Genomic DNA, 21,527 nt, shown 5'->3' on the forward strand with positions numbered 1-21,527 from the left:
ATAATCAAATCACATCACGATTTTTTGAGGGGGAACAGAATTGAGCGATAATAACCAATCATCTTTTTTAGGAGTTATATTTGGTATAGTTGCAGGCGCAGCATGGGGTTTAGCCTTTCTTATACCGAGTATGCTCTCCACTTTCACTTCGTTGGAAATTACTTTAGGGCGCTATTTGATGTATGGTTTATATTCTCTTACTTTATTCATTATCTACAAAAAACATATCTTACCTATTCCGATAAGAATATGGTCTAGAGCGTTGCTTTATGCTTTTACTGGAAATGTCGGTTATTTCTTCTTTCTAGTATTAGGAATCCAATATGCAGGAGCTACCATTACTACATTAATTATTGGAACATTGCCGATTGTCATCAGTTTTGTTGGAAATTTACTGAATAAAGAATTTCCTTTTAAAATCATGTTAATTCCTGCATGTTCCATACTAATAGGAATCCTTCTGGTGTATAGTAGTGAACAAGGAAATGACAGTAGTATCCTTGTTTCAAAGGGGAATCTTTTGCTCGGATTGCTATGCTGTTTCATTGCGCTCACCTTTTGGACCTGGTATGGAATATCTAACGCCAATTTTCTTAAAAAAGAATCCCAAGTTTCTGCTGATCTTTTTTCTACGATGGTTGGGATTCAAACATTAACATTGGTGTTATTCGTTTTGTTTATTAGTTGGGTAACCAATCAGCAAATAATGAGTAACCTTTTGGCTAAAGATTATCTTACGCATTATTTTATTGGTATTATCGTGTTAGGTATTATTGCTTCATGGATAGCGACATGGGCTTGGAACCAAACTTCAATGCGCTTAACCGTATCTATGGCTGGGATGATGATTGTTTTTGAGACATTATTTGGGCTCCTTTATTCTTTTGTCTATCACATGACCATTCCTACTATTTGGGAATGGATGAGTATCTTTTTTATTCTATTCGGTGTTACATTTGGCATTTGGAGAATTAATGGATTTAAAATTCTAAACAAAAGTCTATAGAAAACGATTAACTTATTAATAAAAATAAAGCAACCTAAGCCTTATATTGCTACGTGCTCTGGTTGCTATATTTTACCCAGCGTAAACTGGCAGTAAACTCCTCTGATTGAAGTTCACTTTATTGTAAGATGCTAGAGGGAAAAAAGGTTGCAACTCTCAGAAAACATGATATAATACGTAATCATTACGATTTATTCTGATGTATATAGTTATTTAATAAAGGGGAGTGAAGAAAGACGCACCTTACATAAATGGAAAGTTTTTTATTCAGTAAATCGTAATAATTACGATAAAGGCGGGGAATATTTTGGTGAATTTATTAAAAACGAGCAAATCATTCATAATGGTACTTGCTATTTTCGGGATTGTGTTTATGGCGGCCTGTCAACAAAATGAATCTTCATCTAAAGAGGCTGTCGCCAAGAATCAAGATGATATAGATCAAGAGCAACTATCCTTTACAGATAGCATGGAAAGAGAAGTAATCCTTGAAAAACGTCCAGAGAAGATAGTTGTACTATCACCAGAAATGCTTAAAATGATCTACGATTTAGGTGGCGAAGCGGTCGGAAGAATGTCAACTAGCGCAATTCCTATTCCTGAAGAAGCACAGGATTTACCTGAATTAGGGACGGTGAATCAAATTAATACAGAGCAATTAGTAGCCCTGTCTCCAGATCTAGTCATAGGGTCACCGAATTTCCATGCAAATTTGGAAGGGATCATGGAGAGTAGCAACATTCCATTTGCGTTGTTGCAAATGCGTTCTTTTGATGATGTGAAAGAAGTGGCATTGCTGATCGGTGAAATATTGGATAAAGAAGACATAGCTAGTCAGAAAATAAGAGAAGCGGAAGAGGAGATATTCAATCTCCAAAATAAGTTACCACAAGATGACCACCCTTCCGTAGTTGTTCTAAATGTTACCGCGAAAAGTGTTTCTGTTCAAAGAGCGAATACGACTGCAATTGAAATAGGGGATTTGCTCCATGTAGAGAATATTGGAAAAGATATGCAAGCAAATCCTGATTCCCAAACGTCTGCCCCATTTAGTTTAGAAACGATCGCCGATAAGCAACCGGACTATGTGCTATTAACGATTCATGGAAGTGTAGATGCAGGAAAGAAAAAAATCAAAGAAGATTTAGAAGCAAATCCAGCTTGGAACTCACTAAAAGCGGTTCAAGAGGGGAACGTTCATATCATTCCTTCCGAGAAATATCTATCCAATCCTGGCTTTGATTATGCAGACACTATGAAGCATATGGCGGAAATCGTCTATCCAGAAGTGTTTCATAATGATTGAGAAACATGCATTAAGAGATAGAGCAAGCTGGAAAGGTTTTATGATTGCTATTTTTGCAGTTTTATTAATAATTTCTATCGTTTTTAGTATTCAATTTGGCGCTGTGAAGATTCCTTTCATGGAAATTTGGTCAACCTTTAGCGGAAATCTAGAAGGCGAATTTCAGAATATTATTTGGAATATTAGAATTCCGCGAACCATTGTAGCTATATTGGCAGGAGCAAATTTAGCAGTGGCTGGTGTATTACTTCAAGGAATTATGAAGAATCCACTAGCCGATCCATCTATTATTGGTGTATCCAGTGGTGCGGGTTTAGCAGGAATGATTATCTTAATCCTCTATCCACACCTACCTCATTTACTAACACCTGTTGCGTTTATTGGTGCAACAATCGTAGCTTTTATTGTATATGCATTGGCATGGGAAAAAGGAATTGCCCCAACAAGAATTATCCTAGCAGGTGTAGCTGTTTCTGCATTTTTAGGATCCGGTATATCTGCTTTGATGGTTTTTTATAGTGATAGAGTACAAGGTACCATTGATTTTATGGTAGGTAGTTTAAGTGCAAGAAGCTGGCCAGAAGTGGAAGTGATCCTTCCTTACTCGATCTTAGGTATTCTTTTGGCCATCATTGGTATCAGAAGAATGAATTTGTTAATGCTTGGGGATCGAACAGCTAGGAGTCTTGGGGCAAGAGTTGAATGGATTAGGTTCACGATGACGGCTGTCGCAACATTATTGGCTGCAAGTGCTGTCAGTGTCGTTGGCTTATTAGGATTTGTTGGTTTAATAGTTCCTCACACAGCAAGGTTAATCGTGGGTAATGATTATCGTGTACTCCTACCAGCCTCGATTTTCTTAGGAGCAGCGATTCTACCAGCCTCTGACACTATAGCACGAATCATGTTTGCTCCAATTGAATTACCGGTAGGAGTGATTATGGGGGCATTAGGAGCGCCATTCTTTCTATATTTATTGAGGAGGAAAATGGTATGACTATATTAAGAACTGCTTCCATTTCTCATTTTTTTTCTGATAAACAAGTATTAAAGCAAATGGATTTGGAGCTGAGAGAGGGTCAAATTTATAGCATTATTGGCCCAAATGGATCTGGCAAAAGTACATTACTACATATACTTTCTCGTCAGCTAAAGCCAAGTCAAGGTAATGTATATTGGAAGGAAGCAGACCTTTACCGACTTTCACCAAAAAAAGCAGCACAAGAACTCGCTCTGCTTGCACAAGTCAATGATTCTATGGATTTAACTGTTGAACAATTAATAGCATATGGTCGAACACCACATAAATCCATGTTTAAGAGGATAGATGAACAGGATCAAATATTAATCGAAGAAGCTATTTCTTTAACTAAGTTAGATTTACTAAGAAAGCGAAATCTTTCTCAACTATCGGGAGGAGAAAGACAGCGTGCGTGGATTGCTCTTAATTTGGTACAACAGCCAAAACTGTTATTTTTAGATGAACCAACCACTTACTTAGATATTTCACATCAATTGGAGGTATTGGAAGTAGTAGCACAATTAAAAAGGAATCAAAAGGTAACGATTGTGATGGTTTTACATGATTTGAACCATGCTGCAGCTTACTCCGATGAAGTGATTGTTGTAAAAAAGGGGTGTATCTATGGTCAAGGAGCACCCGAAAAGATTATGAATCAAAAGATGTTTAAAGAGGTTTTTGGAGTAGAAGCGGATATCTATAAGGATGGACATGATGAAACTTTACGAATTGTGATGAAACCTTTAAAAAATTGAAAGATTACCACTTATTTTTTTGATAGAAAGAGGGTTAAATGTGAATAATTATCCTTTTACAGCAATTGTCGGGCAAGATAACATGAAAAAAGCACTGATATTGAATGGAATAAACCCTAAGATTGGAGGGGTGTTAATCCAAGGAGAAAAAGGAACAGCGAAGTCTACTGCTGTTCGAGCATTAGCCGATGTATTAACGAATTCAAAGGTTGTCAATCTCCCCGTGAGTGCTACAGAAGATCGTGTAGTAGGGACACTAGATATGGAACATGTACTAAAAACAGGTGAAAAGAAGCTAGAGCCAGGAATCCTGGCCAAAGCTAATAGCAATATCCTTTATGTTGATGAAGTGAATCTATTAGAAGATCATCTAGTAGATATCCTTTTAGATACAGCTGCAATGGGGATCAATCGTATTGAAAGAGAAGGAATTTCCTATGAACATCCTTCTCGCTTTGTATTAGTAGGAACGATGAATCCCGAAGAGGGGACACTTCGCCCTCAGCTACTAGATCGTTTCGGTTTGTGTGTGGATGTCGAAAGCGAGAAACAAGTAGAAGAACGAATGGAAGTTGTTAGGCGTCGAATGGCGTTTGAACATGATCAAGTTCAGTTTGAGAAAGGGTATGAGCAGGAGCAGAGAATATTACGGCAACAGATACAAAGTGCCCAGCTGCTTCTATCCTCGGTAGAAGTAAATGATGATCTTATCAGTGTGGTAGCAGATTTATCTATTGAACTAGGGATCGAGAGTCACCGCGCAGATATAACGGTTATCAATACAGCACGAACGATAGCAGCCTGGAAACAACGTACAGAGGTGCAAGCACAAGACATTTATGAAGCAGCAGAACTAGCCTTACCACACCGGTTATTGCAAGATCCTTTACAAGCTACCTCTAGTGAGGAGCTTACCATGGTACTTAATAAAAAGATCGTAGAGAACAAATGGATCGTATAATTGGACAAATGAAGGCGAAGCGTGGAATTGCTGCAGCGCTTGTCCATCCATCATTAGATCGTGTCTGTATTGTCGGAAACATAGGAACAGGGAAAACGACTGTATTAGAAGCCATCCTTGATTATTTTTCAGATGAAAAAAAAGTGACAATCCCGGCAAATGTAACTGCTGAAAGGTTATTAGGAGAAAGAGAGATTACATTGCTTTCAAAAAACGAAATAGATTCCTTGTCCCAAAGTCTTCTCTATCAAGCAAAAATCGTTGTATCGGATCAATTTGCTCTGATGAGGAAGAGTAGTCAAACAATGCTTGTGCAATTGTTAAAGAACAAAGAGTTACAAGTTTATAAGAATTCTAGACTTTCTACTTATCCTCTTTTAGCAAAATGGTTTTATTGTCTTCATCAAGAGGAGCAAGATAGATCAAACTTAAAACACGCAAGGCTATGTGTGCGAATGTCTCCCGTTTTTGAACTATCTGATCGTAGCAGAATTAGCAAATTTTTGGGTGAAGGAACAGGGGAATATAGTAAGGGGGTTATACAAGAAGCAAAACACCGATTACCTCATGTTCGAGTTCCCGAAAGGATGCTACGTCTAGCAATCGAAATAGTAATACGTTCAGGATGTAAAAACCAAGAGGCAGATATCGATTTAGTGGAAACTGCCCGTGCATTAGCAGCTTTAGACTTCTGTGAAAGCATAGAGCAGAGACATATAGAAGAGGCTGCTGAATATGTCGTGTCCCATCGAATGGGGGAGCATCAAGAATCTCCAACCTCTGAAGATTCATCTTCAACCACTGATGAAGAGCGTTTCACAGCTGACCTGCAGGAAAGAAATAACCAAACTGCTGATGAAGAAACAAAAACAGTGGATAGTGATAAAGAAAGTCATGCTAGAACGGATAAGCATCCGTCAAAAGAGTCATTTCCTAATGAACAAGTAGACTCTGACGGGATGGATGAGGAAGTAGAGCGGATGATTGCATCACTTAACGTTCAGGCTGAGTTACTCTTTACGAAAAATAAAAGGAATCCGTACAATTTAAATGGTAAGCATCAAGAGTCCAGGTCTGTAGGAGGGAATGGTCGGACAATTCGAATAATCAGTAGGCAATCAGAATCACTTTCTCTTCATCATACCTTGGTAGCCGCAGCTCCGTTTATGAAAGTTCGTACTCCTAGACAGGGGATGAAATGGGCAATTGAAAAGGAAGACATGCGTTTTAAATGGAAGAGCAAACGTGAGGGTTTTACCATCCTTTTCTTAGTTGATGCTAGCCGTTCCATTGCAGTGAAACAGCGGATGAAAGTAGTAAAAGGTGCGATTATGGAGCTATTGCGTCAAGCGTACCAAAAAAGAGATCGAATTGGTCTCGTTACGTTTAGAAAAACGGAAGCAGTTGAAATATTACCTTTTACGAATAATTTTTCAGAAGCAAAGAAAAGACTTGAGGAAATTGCTACAGGTGGAAAAACACCGTTAGCAGCCGGGTTACAGCAGGCATTAAGGATATGTGTAAAGGAAAAACGGCTGAATAAGCAATCAGTACCTTACGTAGTTATTGTCACGGATGGAAACGCTAATGAAACAGTCCTTCCAGGTGGTACGGCAGCACAAGCGAGAAATGAGGCCTATCGTATAGCAAGAAGTATTGCTAATGAACATATTCCCGTGTCCGTCATTGATACACAGAGTGGAAGGAATAGATTTGGCTTAGCGGAAGAACTAGCAAATGCTTTGCATGGCGAATATATCTCACTAGATATCTTGACGGAAAAGAATATTACAGAAGTAGTTCAAAATAAACGGTAGGATTGATTTGTCTATTCCAATTTTAGAGAAGGGAGCGTATACGTATATATGCATATCATTTTTGCAACTTCTTCATCTGGAACACTTAATGAAGCTAGAAAAGCACATACGGGAGTACTAAAAACTTATCCGAATATAAAACTTTCTTTATTTTCAATGGAGGAATCGTTGCATGCAGAGCAGTGGAGCCGATTCGAACATGCATGTAGCTCAGCGAATGTATTCATTTATGATCCACATGGTGCTGACAATGAAGTGATGGAGCGAATGGTGGATATTTGTAAAGCATACGAATGTGATCAACTGTCATTGATGATTAATGGGGCAAAGTGGGAAGAATTCATCCGTTTTGGTCCACTAGATGGAAGCGACATACAGCTAGAACCTAGATCTGGACAATTAGCAATATCTGATAAGAATAACGATGATGTGGATCAACAAAAACTAAGGAAGCAAGCACTAGAAGATTATGAGCAGATTAAACGCTACTGGCATGCCTCTAGTATCCCAAATTGGCAAGAATTAATCTATTTTGTAGCAAATCTCTATGGAGAAGCAGGAGTTCCTTTAGCAAAAGCCCCAAGTTATCATGATAAAACAGGTATCATTGATCCCGAAACCAATATTTACTATGACAGTGTCGATTTATTCTTGCATGAGTGTGGAGAGGATCCATTTAAACCTAAAATAGTATTCTTTTATCTTGCTTCACAAGCTAGAATAAAGACAGTAGACATGATAAGAGAACTTAAAGAGCGCTTAAAACCTTTTGCCACCGTTATTCCGATCGGCTTTTCAAGTATTATGAAGCTGGATGTAGAAGAATTGGATCGTATATTCACGGAGATGACAGATAAAATAGAATTAATTGTTAATTTTATTGGTTTTCGTTTAGGAATAGGACCCAAAGGAGAAGGTAGAGCAGATGTCACAGAGTGGTTGGAGAAACTAAATGTTCCGATGATTCATCCCTTTTTCCTAACACGAACGACATTAACAGAATGGGAAGAAGCAAAGAGCCTCTCTCCTGTAGAAGCTATGGTGAACGTCGTGTTACCTGAGCTGGATGGAGCCATTGAAACTTATCCTATTGCAGCGATACAATCTATAGGTTTTGATGAAAAATATCAATTTGAGATAAAAGAACTTGCTTTAATAGAGGATCGTGTGAACTATTTTATTCATCGGATCGATCGGTGGCTACGCTTGCGTCGGACCGAAAATCGTTACAAGCGGCTTGCTTTGATAGGTTATAATTACCCACCTGGAGAAGGAAATTTGTTTAGTGGATCTTTTCTAGATACCTTTAGCTCTATTTCTGCCCTACTAAATAAATTAGCCGAAGAAGGTTATCAGGTTGAGCCAATGTCAAAAGAAGAGCTGGAGATACAATTCAGACGATATCAATTGTTTAATGAAACAAGTTGGGGTGTGGATGAGGATTTAGATGAACGATTGCGATATTCGGTCGATAAAGCAAATCTCCATCTAAACAAGTATCGGGAGCAGGAAAAGGTCAACAGCTATTGGGGTCACTATCCAGGTGAAATAATGACGGATGGAACGGATTTCTTCATTCCTGGGTTTATCAACGGTAATGTTTTTATTGGATTACAGCCTAGTAGAACTGGCAGTGACCGAGATTCGTCCACGAATTACCATGATCAATCTATTCCTCCACATCATCAATATCAAGCGTTTTATACATGGCTGGAGAAAGAATTTCGGTCAGATGCGATTGTTCATATCGGAACCCATGGCACATTGGAATATTTACCTGGGAAAGAAAATGGAATGTCTTCAGCATGTTTTCCGGATCAGCTAGTTCAGTCACTTCCGCATTTCTATCTTTACTATATTGGTAATCCTTCCGAGGCCATGCTTGCTAAACGTCGTACACATGCCGTGGTAAGTAGCTATCAAGCACCGCCGTTTAGAGAGGGTGGGCTGCATGGAGTTTATCTAGAACTAGAACATTTATTACACGAATATCGAGAAGCAGAACAGCTTGATCCACTTCGATGTGGAAAAATTTTGGAAGAGATAGAAGCTATAGCAAATAAAAGTGGATTTTCCAATAAGCAATTCGAGGAGATTGAGCAAGAGTTACACCGCATGCAATATGCTCTAATCCCATATGGATTACATACAATTGGAGAAGGCTTGGGTCATGAGGATGCGATAGATCATACGGTATATACGATGCGAAAAGAACACAAAGGCATAATGAGTTTGAAACACTTAGTTGTCCAGCTAAAGCCTGCTTTGGAAGATCGAGAGGGAGTTTTAGAAAAGGAAGCAACAATTTTATTAGAAAAATATATAGAATCAAAGGAAATACCTTATGCCAAGGAAGATTCTCTTGTAAAAGCCGCTTCAAATACTTTAGCATATGGGGAACATATTTATCTGCAAGCAAGAGGAAATAAGGAGCTTCCTTCTATTATAAGAGCATTAAATGGTGGCTATCTTTCAGCCAAATTGGCAGGCGATGTATATCGAAATCCAGAATCGTTACCAACCGGATCTAACGTCTATCAATTTGATCCCCGTTCTGTACCTAGCTCCTCTGCCATTAATAGAGGCAAAGAGATAGCAGAAGCAACACTAGCACAATATTATGAAGCAAATGGACGAATTCCTCACACGGTGGCCTGCGTACTCTGGGGTGTTGAAACCTCCAGAACCCAAGGCGAGACCATTGGACAGATTCTCGCATATGTTGGAGCAAAAGCAGTAAAACGCTCTGATGCTACCAATATGACTTTTGAGCTCATACCACTTGCTGAGCTAGGGAGACCAAGAATAAATGTAGCAATTAATATATCCGGCGTTTTTCGCGATTTATTTCCGAATGTTATAGAGGAATTGAACAACCTGTTTCAAAAAATTTCACTAGCAAATGAAGAGGAAGATAATAATTTCTTCAAATCCTTAACCTTAAAAATCAAAAAGGCATTGTTGAGGGAAGGATATACAGAAGATGATGCGTTTGATTTGGCAACTTCACGAATTTTCGGGCCTAGAGCGGGTGAGTATGGGACTGGAATTAATCATATGATCGAGGGTGGCAATTGGGATAACGAAGAGGAATTAGGTGAGATGTACAAACACCACAGTCACTATGTCTATAGTAAAGTAAGAAGGGGGGAAAGCTTTCCTTCGTTATATGATGTGAATATGGAAGCAGCTGATGTTGTATCACAGTTACGTGCAAGTCATGAATACGAAATTACTGATTTAGATGATTATTACAATTTTTTTGGTGGATTGTCAAAATCTATTGAAAAAGTTAAAGGTAGGAAGGTTGATATTTATATAACAGATACAACTCAAATAACTCCTCACACAGAGAGTGTTAAGTATGCTATTAATCGTGGGGTTAGAACACGCTTAACTAACCCAAAATGGATAGAAGGATTGCTTAAGCACCCATATCATGGTGTACAACATATGGCTAAAAAGACAGAGAATTTACTAGGATTAGCCGCAACTACTAATCAAGTGGAGGATTGGGTTTTTTCTAATATTCATGACACTTACGTAAGAGATGAAACATTACAAGAGAGGATTCGTCAAGCAAATTCTCATGCCTATCGTCAGTTATTAGGAACTTTGGTTGAGGTGACAGAGCGCGGTTATTGGAAGCCTACCGAAGAACAATGGCAAAATCTAAAAGAAGCCTTTTTAGAAACAGAAGCCTCGATGGAATGAGCACGAGATTATTTTCATGCAGTAAATCGTAATCATTACTATTTACATTATTAAAAAGTTGTTATATAATGTTCAATGCGTAATCATTACGATTTAATAGAGGTTTTGATATAAAAGATAAAAAATATAGAAAGGAGTTAGTCAAAATGGCTAAAAAATCTAAAATTGCAAAAGCAAAAAAACGCCAAAAAATGGTGGAACAATATGCTACCTTAAGAAAAGAGTTAAAAGCAAAGGGCGATTATGAAGCTCTTCGTAAGTTACCACGAGACTCATCACCAACTCGTTTAAAAAACCGTTGCGAGATTACTGGAAGACCACGTGGCTATATGAGAAAATTCAACATGTCACGCATTGCCTTTAGAGAGTATGCACATAAAGGACAAATTCCCGGCGTGAAAAAATCTAGTTGGTAATGGCACATGTAGAGAATGAAATAAGTAACAGGGACATCTCGAAGTGTTGTCCCTGTATTATTTTTGATATACAGAAACGTATATAGCAAGAGGAGGAAAGCCCATTGTCAACAGAACAAACGATTCCAGTAACCATTTTAACTGGTTTTTTAGGTACAGGAAAAACAACATTGCTTAATCACTTATTAAAGGGCATGTCTGACCAAAAAATTGCGGTCATCATCAATGAATTTGGCGACACATCCATTGACAGTCACTTGGTAGTGTCAACGAAGGAAGAAATTATCGAAATTAACAGTGGTTGTATTTGCTGTAATGTACGAGGTGATTTAATAAACATCTTAAGTAATCTGATAAAGCAAGAAGAAAACATCGATCGCATTGTCATTGAGACAACAGGTATGGCTAATCCAGCTCCGATTATTCAAACCTTCCTAATGGATGAACAAACAGCAATGGCATTTGAGATAGATAGTGTGATTACGATGGTTGATGCCAAGCATATCTGGCAACATTTAAAGGAAGAAGAACCCGGGCAACAAATCGCTTTTGCAGATGTCCTGCTATTAAATAAAATGGATTTGATCACAGAAAATGAAAAGAAAGAACTGGAACAACAACTGATTAACATGAATCCACATGCAAAACAGGTATACACTACCTATGCAAATATAGACAGCCGAGATTTAATAGGGAAGAGATCCTTTGATTTAGATAATATATTAAACATAGATCCCAATCTATTAGTTGAAACACATCACCATCATCATAATGATCAAATCACTTCCTTTGTTTTTCGAGAGGATCGTCCGCTTGATCTAGATAAAGTGAATCATTGGTTTGCCTATTTAGTTCAATTTAAAGGTGAACATTTATATCGATATAAAGGTGTCCTCTATATAAAACAATTGGAGAAAAGAGTTGTTTTTCAAGGTGTACATATGCTGTTTGCAGGTACAGAGGGAGTTGCATGGGCGAACGACGAAAAACGACAAAGTGAGATAGTATTTATTGGCAAGGAACTCAACTATCGAGAGCTAGCAAAGGGATTTCAATATTGTTTAGCTTAATTTTGCGATGTAAATCGTAATTATTATTATTTATAAGGGTGGTAACTGTGAATAACATCCATGATGTCATTATTGTAGGTGCTGGTCCTTCCGGCATTGGTATCGCAGCTTTATTACAACAAATGGAATGTACATCTTATTTGATTTTAGAAAAAGAAGAGGTAGGAGCTTCTTTTCTCCAGTGGCCAAAAGAAATGCGGTTCATTACACCTTCCTTTCCAGCACAAGGGTTTGGTCAGACGGATTTAAATGCGATTGTTCCGAAAACCTCACCAGCTTACACGTTAGATATGGAGCATCCTACTGGTGAAGCGTATGCTGAATACCTTGATGTGGTTGCAGATCATTTCGCTTTACCTATTAGAGAAGGAGTCCAGGTAAATCATATCGATAAAAACGATGGTATTTTTTCGATAGATACGACACAGGGAATTTATCAAAGTCGCTTTGTTGTTTGGGCGGCTGGGCAATACCAATATCCCAATTTAAATCCTTTTTCTGGTGCCGAGCTTGGTGTGCATAATAGCTTAATTCCATCATGGCGAGAAATGGAAGGGGATGATTTCATTATAATCGGGGGCTATGAAAGTGGGATGGATGCGGCATTCCATTTAGGGTGTTTGGGTAAGAGAGCTACTTTAATAGCTAAAACGAATACTTGGGAAATAGATGATAGTGATCCTAGTGTTGCTCTATCACCTTACACATATAGTCGTATTCGTCATTTGTTAGTCTCTGATTTGTTTACAGTGGTTGGCAACACATCTGTCACAGGTATAAAGTCAGTGGCTTCGGGTTATGACATCTATACAAATAAAGGAAAAGTTTTCTCAACAGCGGTGAAGCCGATATTAGCTACTGGTTTCTCAGGGAGTACAACCAAGATAGAAAATCTTGTGACACGTGGAAAACATGGGGAAGTACTTGTCAATGATAAAGATGAATCTGTAGTGACTACTGGCTTATTTCTAGCAGGACCGGAACTTCGTCACGATGATCATATTTTTTGCTATATTTACAAGTTCCGCCAGCGCTTTGCTGTAATAGCGGAAATGATTGGCCAACATTTAGGCTTAGACTTATCTATATTAGAGGAGTATAAACGAGAGAACTTTTATCTTGATGATCTTTCGATGTGTGGGGAGAGGTGTCAATGCTAGAGTGCGTGCAGTCTTCGCCTTCTCGTCCAATAGATGTGTTGCTAGTAGGTTGTGAATCTGTTGGGAAATCGGGATTGTTTCGTCATTTGACTGGCGAAAAAAGAGCGCTGACAAGTAATGTAAAAGGTTCTACAATAGCTGCGTTAACTGCACCATGTAAATTAAATAGCAAATTGAGATTAACAGACTTGCCAGGACTTCAATTCGATATGGATAGTAAAAGTACACAGCTTACTTTAGATCGTATAGAAGAAGAACAAATCCTGCTATTAGTTGTGAAAGCAACAGAACTGAAAGAGGAATTAACCCTACTACAGAAGGAATTGAATTTGAAAGGTAAAAAAGTAGCTATCGTCGCAACACATCAGGATAAGTACTTACCTTCTAATGCTGAACAAAATAGAGTGCACGAACTGTTACAAGTACCAGTTGTCTGGATTAATGCCAGAAGGATGAATCAAGCAGAACAGGAAAAAGTAATCACATGTATCGAACATGCCAAGACTTGGGCTGTTACAGCGAGTATTCTTCATTTTCTGCCTTCATCACCTAATCCTGTTAATAAACTGATTCCAATTCTTCGCTTGAGGGTAATAGGTCCAATATTAGCTTGCCTTATGATTCTAGCAATGTTTGCCTTGCCAGTTTATGTAGCCTATTTATTTGTCAGCTGGTTAGAGCCGATTACAGAACAGTATCTACTTACACCGATAACTGCATGGTTGGAGCAGATACCTGCCTTTTTAGCGAAAATATTGGTCGGTGATTATGGATTAATTACCCTAGGCTGGTACTCCTTCCTCTGGGCGTTTCCTGTTGTCTTCTTGATCAGCATAACCACGACTATCACAGAAGAGACGGGTATACAAGAACACTTAACGAATGCTTTAGATCCATGGCTCCGTAAAATCGGATTAACAGGAAGAGATTTGCTTCCTGTCATCACTGGGTTCGGTTGTAATGTTGTCGCAGTCATGCAAAGTAGAAGCTGTAGTAGCTGTACCCGAATATCTTGTGTTTCCTTGCTTGCTTTTGGTTCAGCCTGCAGTTATCAAATAGGAGCTACCTTATCTATTTTTAATGCAGCACATGCTCCGGTTTTATTTATTCCTTATTTGTTCTTTCTATTTATTGTAGGAGCTATTCATACAAGGATTTGGAACAAAAATGCTACGAATGAGCTAACTCGTATCACTCCCTTGCCTTATCTACAAGGAATCAATTGGAGTGCATTTCGGTGGAAGGTTTCTGGTGTTATTAAACAATTTTTATTCCAAGCTATGCCGATTTTCTTGTTGATATGTTTGCTTGCCTCTGTACTGGAAATAGTAGGGATATTATCGATTTTGAGATGGCTTGCAATGCCATTATTATATCTATTTTCAATACCGACAGATGCAGCACCTGGATTGATTTTTTCTTTTATTAGAAAGGATGGCTTACTTGTCTTAAATGAGGGGCAGGGCAGTTTATTAATGGAGATGTCGATCAGTCAAATATTTATACTCGTTTACTTGGCATCAACACTATCAGCTTGCCTTGTTACATTATTTACTATCGGTAAAGAATTAAGCTGGAAGCATACTATATCAATTGCGTGGAAGCAAATGCTGACAAGTGTTGTTAGTGCAGCTTTTCTTGCTGCAGGACTATATTTCTTATCATAAAAAAAGGAGGAGTAGCAGATGAAAAAGATTCCTGTTACTGTACTAAGTGGATATTTAGGTGCTGGTAAAACAACGTTATTAAATCATGTCTTACATAATCGAGAAGGATTGAAGGTGGCAGTGATTGTCAATGACATGAGTGAAGTCAATATTGATAGTGAGCTTGTTCAATCGCAAGGTGGCTTTTCCCGTACAGAAGAGAAATTAGTAGAAATGTCTAATGGTTGTATTTGCTGTACATTACGAGAAGATTTATTGGTAGAAGTGGAGCGACTCGTGAAAAAAGGGGACGTTGATTATATTTTGATTGAATCATCAGGAATTAGTGAGCCTGTCCCGGTTGCACAAACCTTCTCTTATATTGATAAAGAAATGGGGATTGATTTAACGAAATATTGTCGCTTGGATACGATGGTTACCGTTGTCGATGCTAATCGTTTCTGGCATGATTTTGGTTCAGGAGACAGCTTGCTGGAGAGACAACAAGCAGTAGGTGAGGAAGATACGCGTAATATTGCCGATTTGTTACTTGACCAAATTGAATTTTGTAATGTTCTTGTTTTGAATAAGACAGATTTAGTTAAAGATGTAGATTTACAGAAGCTAGAGAAAGTCATTCGAAAGTTACAGCCTGAAGCGAAAATTATCCGTACAGTTCATAGTAGGGTAGATCCAAAAGAAATAGTAAATACACGTTTGTTTGACTTTGAAAGAGCTAGTGAATCGGCAGGCTGGTTGAAGGAACTTAATGCAGGAGTAGAAAATCATACCCCTGAAACAGAGGAGTACGGCATTGGTTCATTCGTCTATACATCCAGACTTCCTTTTCACACGGAACGATTAGTGAGCTGGTATCAAGATCTACCGAAAGAAATTGTTCGGATAAAAGGTGTGATGTGGTGTGCGACTCATAATGATTTAGCTTTATTGCTATCACAAGCTGGTCCATCAGTGTCGGTTGAACCGTTAGCCTATTGGGTAGCTTCCTTATCAAAAGGTCAACAAAAGGAAATTTTAAGGAATAATCCTGAAGTCAAAGATTTATGGGATCCTCAATATGGAGATCGTCATACAAAGCTTGTATTTATCGGAATGGACTTAGATGTTAAGGAGATAACTAGTGAGCTAGATCATTGTCTATTAACAGAGTCAGAGATGTCGGAAGACTGGTCACGATTTAGAAACCCATACAATTGGCGAATTTCGTAATCAGGGGTGAGAACAGGTGATTTTATCAGGAAGAACGATTAAACAATTAATATATGAGGAACAAGTGGGTATTATTCCTTTTGAGGAATTAAACATACAACCAGCGTCTATTGATCTATGTTTAGGAAAGCATTTTTTAGTAGTGGATGATATGTCTACTCCTTTTTTATCCGTCAACGAACCGGCAAATTATCATGAAATGCAAGTAACAGATGGAGAAGTTATCACGATTCCACCTAAAACCTTTCTATTAGGAACAACGTTAGAGCAAATTCGCTTGCCTAACAATTTAACGGCCTTTGTTGAAGGGAGAAGTTCTATCGGAAGACTTGGTGTTTTTATTCAAAACGCAGGATGGATCGATCCGGGCTTCTCTGGCCAGATCACCTTAGAGTTATTTAATGCAAATCGTGTCTCTGTTCAATTAAAAGTCGGGATGCGGGTCTGTCAATTGGTCATAGCGCATGTTGATCAAGCTACAGAAGGATATAGCGGGAAATATTTATTTCAAGAAGGGGCCACAGCTAGTCGGGTATATTTGGATTAAGGCGAAGAAGGCAGAGCAATACATGTTTTACAGGTAGATCTCTTGGATAGGAGAAATTTCGAAAAATATGTTGGTACTTTTGCCTGGAAGTCTCAATAAATATCGCAGGTGATAGGAAAACAGCTGAACCCATTACACTAAACGATTAGGAGGTAAAGAGATTGAAAAATAAAATACCAGTTACCGTGCTAAGTGGTTATTTGGGGGCAGGAAAAACCACTTTATTAAATCATTTGTTACACAATAGAGAGGATCTTAAAATAGCTGTAATAGTGAATGATATGAGTGAAGTGAACATAGATGCTGATATGGTGAAACAAGGTGGGTTCAGACGTGCTGAAGAGAAATTGGTCGAACTACAGAACGGATGCATTTGCTGTACATTAAGAGAAGATTTAATAAAAGAGGTAGAAAAGCTTTCTAGGCTGAATATCGATTATATTGTGATTGAGTCGACAGGGATATCAGAGCCAATTCCTGTTGCTCAAAGCTTTTCCTATGAGGATAAGGAGCTTGGAATCAACCTTGGCAAGCTATGTCGATTGGATACAATGGTGACGGTGGTCGATGCAAGTCGTTTTTGGGAGGATTATGGATCAGGAGAAAGCTTACTTGATCGTAATCAAGGAGCAAATGAGGAAGATGCTAGAGAAGTAATTGATCTATTAATTGATCAAATAGAATTCGCAAACGTTATCCTTTTAAATAAAGTGGATTTAGTAAAAAAATTGGATAAAGAAGCATTAATAGCAGTTCTGAAGCAATTAAACCCTGAAGCTCATATTATCGACACAACTTTTGGCAGAATTCCGCTGGATTCTGTCCTGAATACGGGATTGTTTGAATTTGAAAAAGCAAGCCAAGGAGCGGGATGGATCAAAGAACTAAATGAGGAACACGTACCTGAAAGTGAGGAGTACGGCATCTACTCCTTTGTTTACCGGAGGGACAGACCGTTCCACCCTGAACGGTGGATGAACTGGTTAGAAAATTGGCCGACAGGTATTGTACGAGCCAAAGGATTCTTTTGGTTAGCTTCAAGAAATGAGATATCTGGTTTATTATCACAGGCTGGTACCTCCCTCTCTATTCAGGGTGTAGGAAAGTGGGTTGCCACTTATCCTGAAAAAGAACAAATGGAAGTTTTGAATAAGGAACCTGAGTTAGTGAAGCGCTGGGACGTGGAATATGGGGATCGTATGACGGAGTTAGTGTTTATCGGTATGAATATGGATGAAGAGGAGATCATTAAGGGATTGGATCAATGCTTGCTAACAGATGAAGAAATGAAACAGGATTGGAATAAATTTAATGATCCATTGCCAGCATTTACTGAGAGTGGGCATTAAAATTGTAGAAGTAAAAAACGGTTCTTTTAAATATGAAAAAGAGTGGACAATTAGTCTGTGAATTTTTCATATAGATAAGCGTCAATTCGTTGCATTGATTGGACCTAATGGTTCAGTAAAATCTACTTTGGATGAAAAACTATCTATGTAAACATATGAACCATAATATCCATTTCAGTAAAATTAGAGCGAATGATGTGTGGATAGAGATTATCTATCATCCGTAATCAATAGAGAAGAAATTAGGCATAAACATTATATTCTCCATGGCAACCAATAAATATCTCATATTTATTGGTTTTTTTCTTTATAAAACTTATATGTAGTTTGAGATCAAATGGCTTATGAGCATTTAATCGAACATTTACAAATGATATAATTAATCTGTGTTGAAGAGATTTTATATGGAGTAAAAGAGAAAAGGTACTTACTATAGCTAGTGAAACGAGGAGTTTAAGAAACTAAATAATGATTGTCATTATTTCCAAAATGTTCGGAGTGGGGAGGATTAACTGCTGGCATAAAAATTAGAGCAATACTAGTTACTGGAGGAATTTTTCTAGTGCTCCTTCCCCTGGTGTGTTCTAGTTTTGGTAAGGTAATGATAGGTAATACATTGTTTGTCAAAAAATTATGCTAAAGGGGATATAGAGATATGATATTAGTTAGTTCCTGCTTAGCAGGCTTAAATGTAAGATATAATGGTACAAACAGTTTTAATAGTAAAATTGCAAAACTCGTAGAAGAAAAGAAAGCTGTTACAATATGTCCAGAATTACTAGGGGGCTTTTCAACCCCACGAGAACCTGCAGAAATTGTAGGTGGTAATGGAGAAGATGTACTTGATGGAAAGGCTAAAGTAATCGAGAAATCTGGAAGAGATGTTACGGAACTTTATATCAAGGGTGCTTATGCTACTCTGAATAAAGCTAGAAAAATAAATGCATCCATTGTTGTTTTAAAGGAATCCAGTCCATCCTGTGGCAGCTCCATGATTTATAATGGTAATTTCATTGGTGAAAAACAAAAGGGAATGGGTGTTACTTCTGCATTATTACTTAGAAATGGAATAAAAGTAATTTCGGAAGAACAATTTGCTGACTTGTCATCTTTGCAGGGGCTAGAATAGAGCAATAGTTCAAATTTAGGAGGAAGCAATGAATCTAAAAGTGATAGAAAAAATTAATCTGCTTACAAATAATAAATTGATTATCTGGTTAAATATTTGGGCATTGGTAATATTTTTAGGCTTAGTGCTTGTTGGCATTTATGCTATGGGAGAGTTTGAGATATTTCCAAAAGAAGAAAAAACATTACTATTTATATTATACATGGTATTAAGGGTGCTGTTATTCTGTGCCAGTTTTATCGTTCTTCTCGTATTACATGAATTAATCCATGGCTTGTTTTTTAAAGTATTTAAGCCGGAAAGTAAGGTGAAATTCGGCTTTAAGAATGGGATGGCGTATGCAGCCAGCCCTGGCTCGATCTATCCGAGAATTCCGTTTTTTATCATCATTATCATGCCATTTATAATCATTAGTGCACTGCTTTCCATTATCAGTTTATTTGGTATTGATTCTACCTTTCTCTATCTATTATTTGCTTGTCATACATCGGGCTGTGTTGGTGATTTTTATTATTGCTACTTGCTTACACGTAAAAAAGGTAAAATTTATATAGAAGACACCGAGGTGGGAATAGATATTTATGAGGAAACAGCATAAAGCGAACATTCTGCAGAAAATATTTATAAATATTCGGTTTTAGTATTGACTAATCTTTGCTAGCCTAGTATGATATGAATTGAATTTATTATAATTTAATAATCATTACCTTCCGTCGTATAATATTGGGAATATGGCTCAAAAGTTTCTACCAGAGCACCGTTAAATGCTCTGACTACGAGGAGGATGAAGTTATTATTTAATAGGATAATAACTTCATCTACTTGTAATAGGAACCCCTTTGGATCATGTCCAGAGGGGTTTTTATTTCAGCAAAACTAGGGTGATGGATGAAATGGGAGGAAAAAATAGATGAAAAAGTTTTTTGAGTTTGAGCAGCTTGAAACGAATTATCGTAAAGAAACGATAGCTGGTATAACTACATTTCTAGCTATGGCTTATATTTTGTTCCTTAACCCTTCAATGCTTTCCGATGGCACTGGCATGGATAAGGGTGCGGTTTATGTTGCCACTGCATTGGCCGCTGCCATAGGTACATTAATTATGGGTGTACTCGCAAAGTATCCAATTGCTCTTGCGCCAGGTATGGGATTAAATGCGTTCTTTACTTATACCGTTGTATTAGGCTATGGTATTCCTTGGGAAACAGCATTAGCAGGAGTATTGGTTTCAGGACTTATCTTTATCCTATTAACCTTAACAGGTCTCCGTGAAAAAGTAATTAATGCCATTCCAGCTCATTTGAAAATGGCAGTTGGAGCAGGGATCGGTCTTTTTATTGCTTTTCTAGGGTTTCAAAATGTAGGAATTATTGTATCTGATGAAAGTACAGTAGTAGCACTTGGTGATCTAACCAATCCTGAAACGTTATTAGCCATTATTGGTCTATTTGCCACAGTTATCTTAATTGCAATAGGTTTTAAAGGTGGCGTGTTTTATGGGATGGTGATCACAGCAATTGTTGGAATCATTATTGGCCAAATCCCATTACCTGATAAAATTATAAGTGGAGTTCCTAGTATTGAGCCAACATTTGGGGCTGCCTTCACTCATCTTGGTGATATTTTTACGATTCAAATGCTTGTCGTTATATTAACCTTTTTGTTCGTCGATTTCTTTGATACAGCAGGTACTCTAGTAGCTGTGGCATCAAAAGCGGGTTTAATGAAGGATAATAAGCTTCCAAGAGCAGGAAAAGCATTATTTGCTGATTCTGCTGCAACAGTAGTTGGAGCAACATTAGGTACATCAACTACTACTTCTTATGTGGAGTCTACAACAGGTGTTGGGGCTGGTGGTCGCTCAGGGTTCGCCTCTGTTGTCACAGCGATTTTATTCCTATTAGCACTATTCTTTTCACCATTATTAAATGTCGTCACACCATCTGTAACAGCTCCAGCCTTAATCATTGTTGGGGTATTAATGGCATCTTCTTTAAAGGATATACCTTGGGACAAGTTTGATATTGCAGTACCAGCATTCCTAACGATTATCATGATGCCACTTGCCTATAGTATAGCAACAGGTATCGCAGTCGGGTTTGTCTTTTATCCAATTACTATGGTTGCAAAAGGAAAAATAAAAGAAGTCAGCCCAGTTATGTGGGGGCTGTTCGTGATCTTTATTCTTTATCTTGGATTTTTACATTAATAGTTGAAAAGGCTTCGGCATTATGCCGAGGCCTTTTGCGTTGTTTGAAGAAGAAGTATTAGGGTAATAAAGAAGAAAGCTTTTCATAATAAGCACTAATGTGCATAATTTGAATCTGCATAAATCTCTTCTTATAGAGAAAAAATAGATTTGTCACCTGCTATGCGACAAAATTAGTTTTCAAGTATCTT

Annotated in this window: 17 protein-coding genes and 1 riboswitch; all 17 genes read left to right on the plus strand. The window is 37.9% G+C overall.

Annotation, left to right across the window (positions count from 1 at the left end; translation table 11 throughout):
- Positions 1 to 40 precede the first annotated feature (40 nt).
- The 17 genes from ACZ5N5_RS09610 (at position 41) to ACZ5N5_RS09690 (ending at position 21,336) form a co-directional block, all read left to right on the plus strand.
- A complete protein-coding gene (locus tag ACZ5N5_RS09610; RefSeq protein ID WP_109985798.1) occupies positions 41 to 1,006 on the plus strand; it encodes a DMT family transporter in 966 nt (321 codons plus the stop codon).
- 310 nt (positions 1,007 to 1,316) lie between these two features.
- Positions 1,317 to 2,312: an ABC transporter substrate-binding protein gene (locus tag ACZ5N5_RS09615; protein ID WP_464373772.1), complete on the plus strand. Its 996-nt coding sequence runs from the start codon at positions 1,317 to 1,319 to the stop codon at positions 2,310 to 2,312.
- The gene (locus ACZ5N5_RS09620; protein WP_054788041.1) at positions 2,305 to 3,309 is read left to right on the plus strand and encodes a FecCD family ABC transporter permease; all 1,005 of its coding nucleotides are present in this window, start codon (positions 2,305 to 2,307) and stop codon (positions 3,307 to 3,309) included. The genes ACZ5N5_RS09615 and ACZ5N5_RS09620 overlap by 8 nt, the downstream gene beginning before the upstream one ends.
- A complete protein-coding gene (locus ACZ5N5_RS09625; protein ID WP_109985801.1) occupies positions 3,306 to 4,088 on the plus strand; it encodes an ABC transporter ATP-binding protein in 783 nt (260 codons plus the stop codon). Before ACZ5N5_RS09620 ends, ACZ5N5_RS09625 begins: the two co-directional genes overlap by 4 nt.
- Positions 4,089 to 4,128: 40 nt before the next feature.
- On the plus strand, positions 4,129 to 5,049 hold the full coding sequence (locus ACZ5N5_RS09630; RefSeq protein ID WP_464368370.1) for an ATP-binding protein: 921 nt from the start codon (positions 4,129 to 4,131) through the stop codon (positions 5,047 to 5,049).
- Positions 5,037 to 6,866, plus strand: coding sequence for a VWA domain-containing protein (locus tag ACZ5N5_RS09635; RefSeq protein WP_464368369.1), 1,830 nt, complete (start codon positions 5,037 to 5,039; stop codon positions 6,864 to 6,866). Before ACZ5N5_RS09630 ends, ACZ5N5_RS09635 begins: the two co-directional genes overlap by 13 nt.
- A gap of 48 nt (positions 6,867 to 6,914) precedes the next feature.
- On the plus strand, positions 6,915 to 10,580 hold the full coding sequence (locus ACZ5N5_RS09640) for a cobaltochelatase subunit CobN (RefSeq protein WP_464373700.1): 3,666 nt from the start codon (positions 6,915 to 6,917) through the stop codon (positions 10,578 to 10,580).
- Between the two features lie 146 nt (positions 10,581 to 10,726).
- Positions 10,727 to 10,996, plus strand: coding sequence for a 30S ribosomal protein S14 (gene rpsN, locus ACZ5N5_RS09645; protein ID WP_464373701.1), 270 nt, complete (start codon positions 10,727 to 10,729; stop codon positions 10,994 to 10,996).
- A gap of 104 nt (positions 10,997 to 11,100) precedes the next feature.
- Positions 11,101 to 12,066 (plus strand): CobW family GTP-binding protein, encoded by a 966-nt coding sequence (locus tag ACZ5N5_RS09650; RefSeq protein ID WP_464373702.1) that lies wholly within the window; start codon positions 11,101 to 11,103, stop codon positions 12,064 to 12,066.
- Positions 12,067 to 12,113: 47 nt separating this feature from the next.
- Positions 12,114 to 13,226 (plus strand): NAD(P)/FAD-dependent oxidoreductase, encoded by a 1,113-nt coding sequence (locus tag ACZ5N5_RS09655; protein WP_219987243.1) that lies wholly within the window; start codon positions 12,114 to 12,116, stop codon positions 13,224 to 13,226.
- A complete protein-coding gene (locus ACZ5N5_RS09660; RefSeq protein WP_109985805.1) occupies positions 13,220 to 14,893 on the plus strand; it encodes a FeoB small GTPase domain-containing protein in 1,674 nt (557 codons plus the stop codon). Before ACZ5N5_RS09655 ends, ACZ5N5_RS09660 begins: the two co-directional genes overlap by 7 nt.
- Before the next feature lie 18 nt (positions 14,894 to 14,911).
- Positions 14,912 to 16,102 carry a GTP-binding protein gene (locus ACZ5N5_RS09665; RefSeq protein WP_464373703.1) on the plus strand — a complete coding sequence of 397 codons (1,191 nt, stop codon included), beginning with the start codon at positions 14,912 to 14,914 and terminating at the stop codon, positions 16,100 to 16,102.
- 16 nt (positions 16,103 to 16,118) lie between these two features.
- On the plus strand, positions 16,119 to 16,649 hold the full coding sequence (gene dcd / locus ACZ5N5_RS09670; RefSeq protein ID WP_464373704.1) for a dCTP deaminase: 531 nt from the start codon (positions 16,119 to 16,121) through the stop codon (positions 16,647 to 16,649).
- A gap of 161 nt (positions 16,650 to 16,810) precedes the next feature.
- Positions 16,811 to 17,998, plus strand: a complete 1,188-nt coding sequence (locus ACZ5N5_RS09675) for a GTP-binding protein (RefSeq protein ID WP_464373705.1) — start codon at positions 16,811 to 16,813, stop codon at positions 17,996 to 17,998.
- Positions 17,999 to 18,653: 655 nt separating this feature from the next.
- Positions 18,654 to 19,127, plus strand: coding sequence for a 2-thiouracil desulfurase family protein (locus ACZ5N5_RS09680; RefSeq protein ID WP_054788029.1), 474 nt, complete (start codon positions 18,654 to 18,656; stop codon positions 19,125 to 19,127).
- Between the two features lie 28 nt (positions 19,128 to 19,155).
- Positions 19,156 to 19,725, plus strand: a complete 570-nt coding sequence (locus ACZ5N5_RS09685; RefSeq protein WP_464373706.1) for a DUF3267 domain-containing protein — start codon at positions 19,156 to 19,158, stop codon at positions 19,723 to 19,725.
- Positions 19,726 to 19,820: 95 nt separating this feature from the next.
- A riboswitch (purine riboswitch) is annotated at positions 19,821 to 19,923 on the plus strand.
- Positions 19,924 to 20,037: 114 nt separating this feature from the next.
- Positions 20,038 to 21,336: an NCS2 family permease gene (locus ACZ5N5_RS09690; protein WP_464373707.1), complete on the plus strand. Its 1,299-nt coding sequence runs from the start codon at positions 20,038 to 20,040 to the stop codon at positions 21,334 to 21,336.
- The last annotated feature ends 191 nt before the right edge of the window (positions 21,337 to 21,527 follow it).

The sequence above is a fragment of the Gracilibacillus sp. JCM 18966 genome (assembly GCF_055392695.1).

What these genes read in the sequence shown, in the direction of transcription:
- ACZ5N5_RS09620 (WP_054788041.1), top strand. Translation starts at nt 2,305, where the DNA reads ATGATTGAGAAACATGCATTAAGAGATAGAGCAAGCTGGAAAGGTTTT.
- ACZ5N5_RS09625 (WP_109985801.1), top strand. Translation starts at nt 3,306, where the DNA reads ATGACTATATTAAGAACTGCTTCCATTTCTCATTTTTTTTCTGATAAA.
- ACZ5N5_RS09635 (WP_464368369.1), top strand. Translation starts at nt 5,037, where the DNA reads ATGGATCGTATAATTGGACAAATGAAGGCGAAGCGTGGAATTGCTGCA.
- ACZ5N5_RS09640 (WP_464373700.1), top strand. Translation starts at nt 6,915, where the DNA reads ATGCATATCATTTTTGCAACTTCTTCATCTGGAACACTTAATGAAGCT.
- rpsN (WP_464373701.1), top strand. Translation starts at nt 10,727, where the DNA reads ATGGCTAAAAAATCTAAAATTGCAAAAGCAAAAAAACGCCAAAAAATG.
- ACZ5N5_RS09660 (WP_109985805.1), top strand. Translation starts at nt 13,220, where the DNA reads ATGCTAGAGTGCGTGCAGTCTTCGCCTTCTCGTCCAATAGATGTGTTG.
- ACZ5N5_RS09665 (WP_464373703.1), top strand. Translation starts at nt 14,912, where the DNA reads ATGAAAAAGATTCCTGTTACTGTACTAAGTGGATATTTAGGTGCTGGT.
- ACZ5N5_RS09680 (WP_054788029.1), top strand. Translation starts at nt 18,654, where the DNA reads ATGATATTAGTTAGTTCCTGCTTAGCAGGCTTAAATGTAAGATATAAT.
- ACZ5N5_RS09685 (WP_464373706.1), top strand. Translation starts at nt 19,156, where the DNA reads ATGAATCTAAAAGTGATAGAAAAAATTAATCTGCTTACAAATAATAAA.
- ACZ5N5_RS09690 (WP_464373707.1), top strand. Translation starts at nt 20,038, where the DNA reads ATGAAAAAGTTTTTTGAGTTTGAGCAGCTTGAAACGAATTATCGTAAA.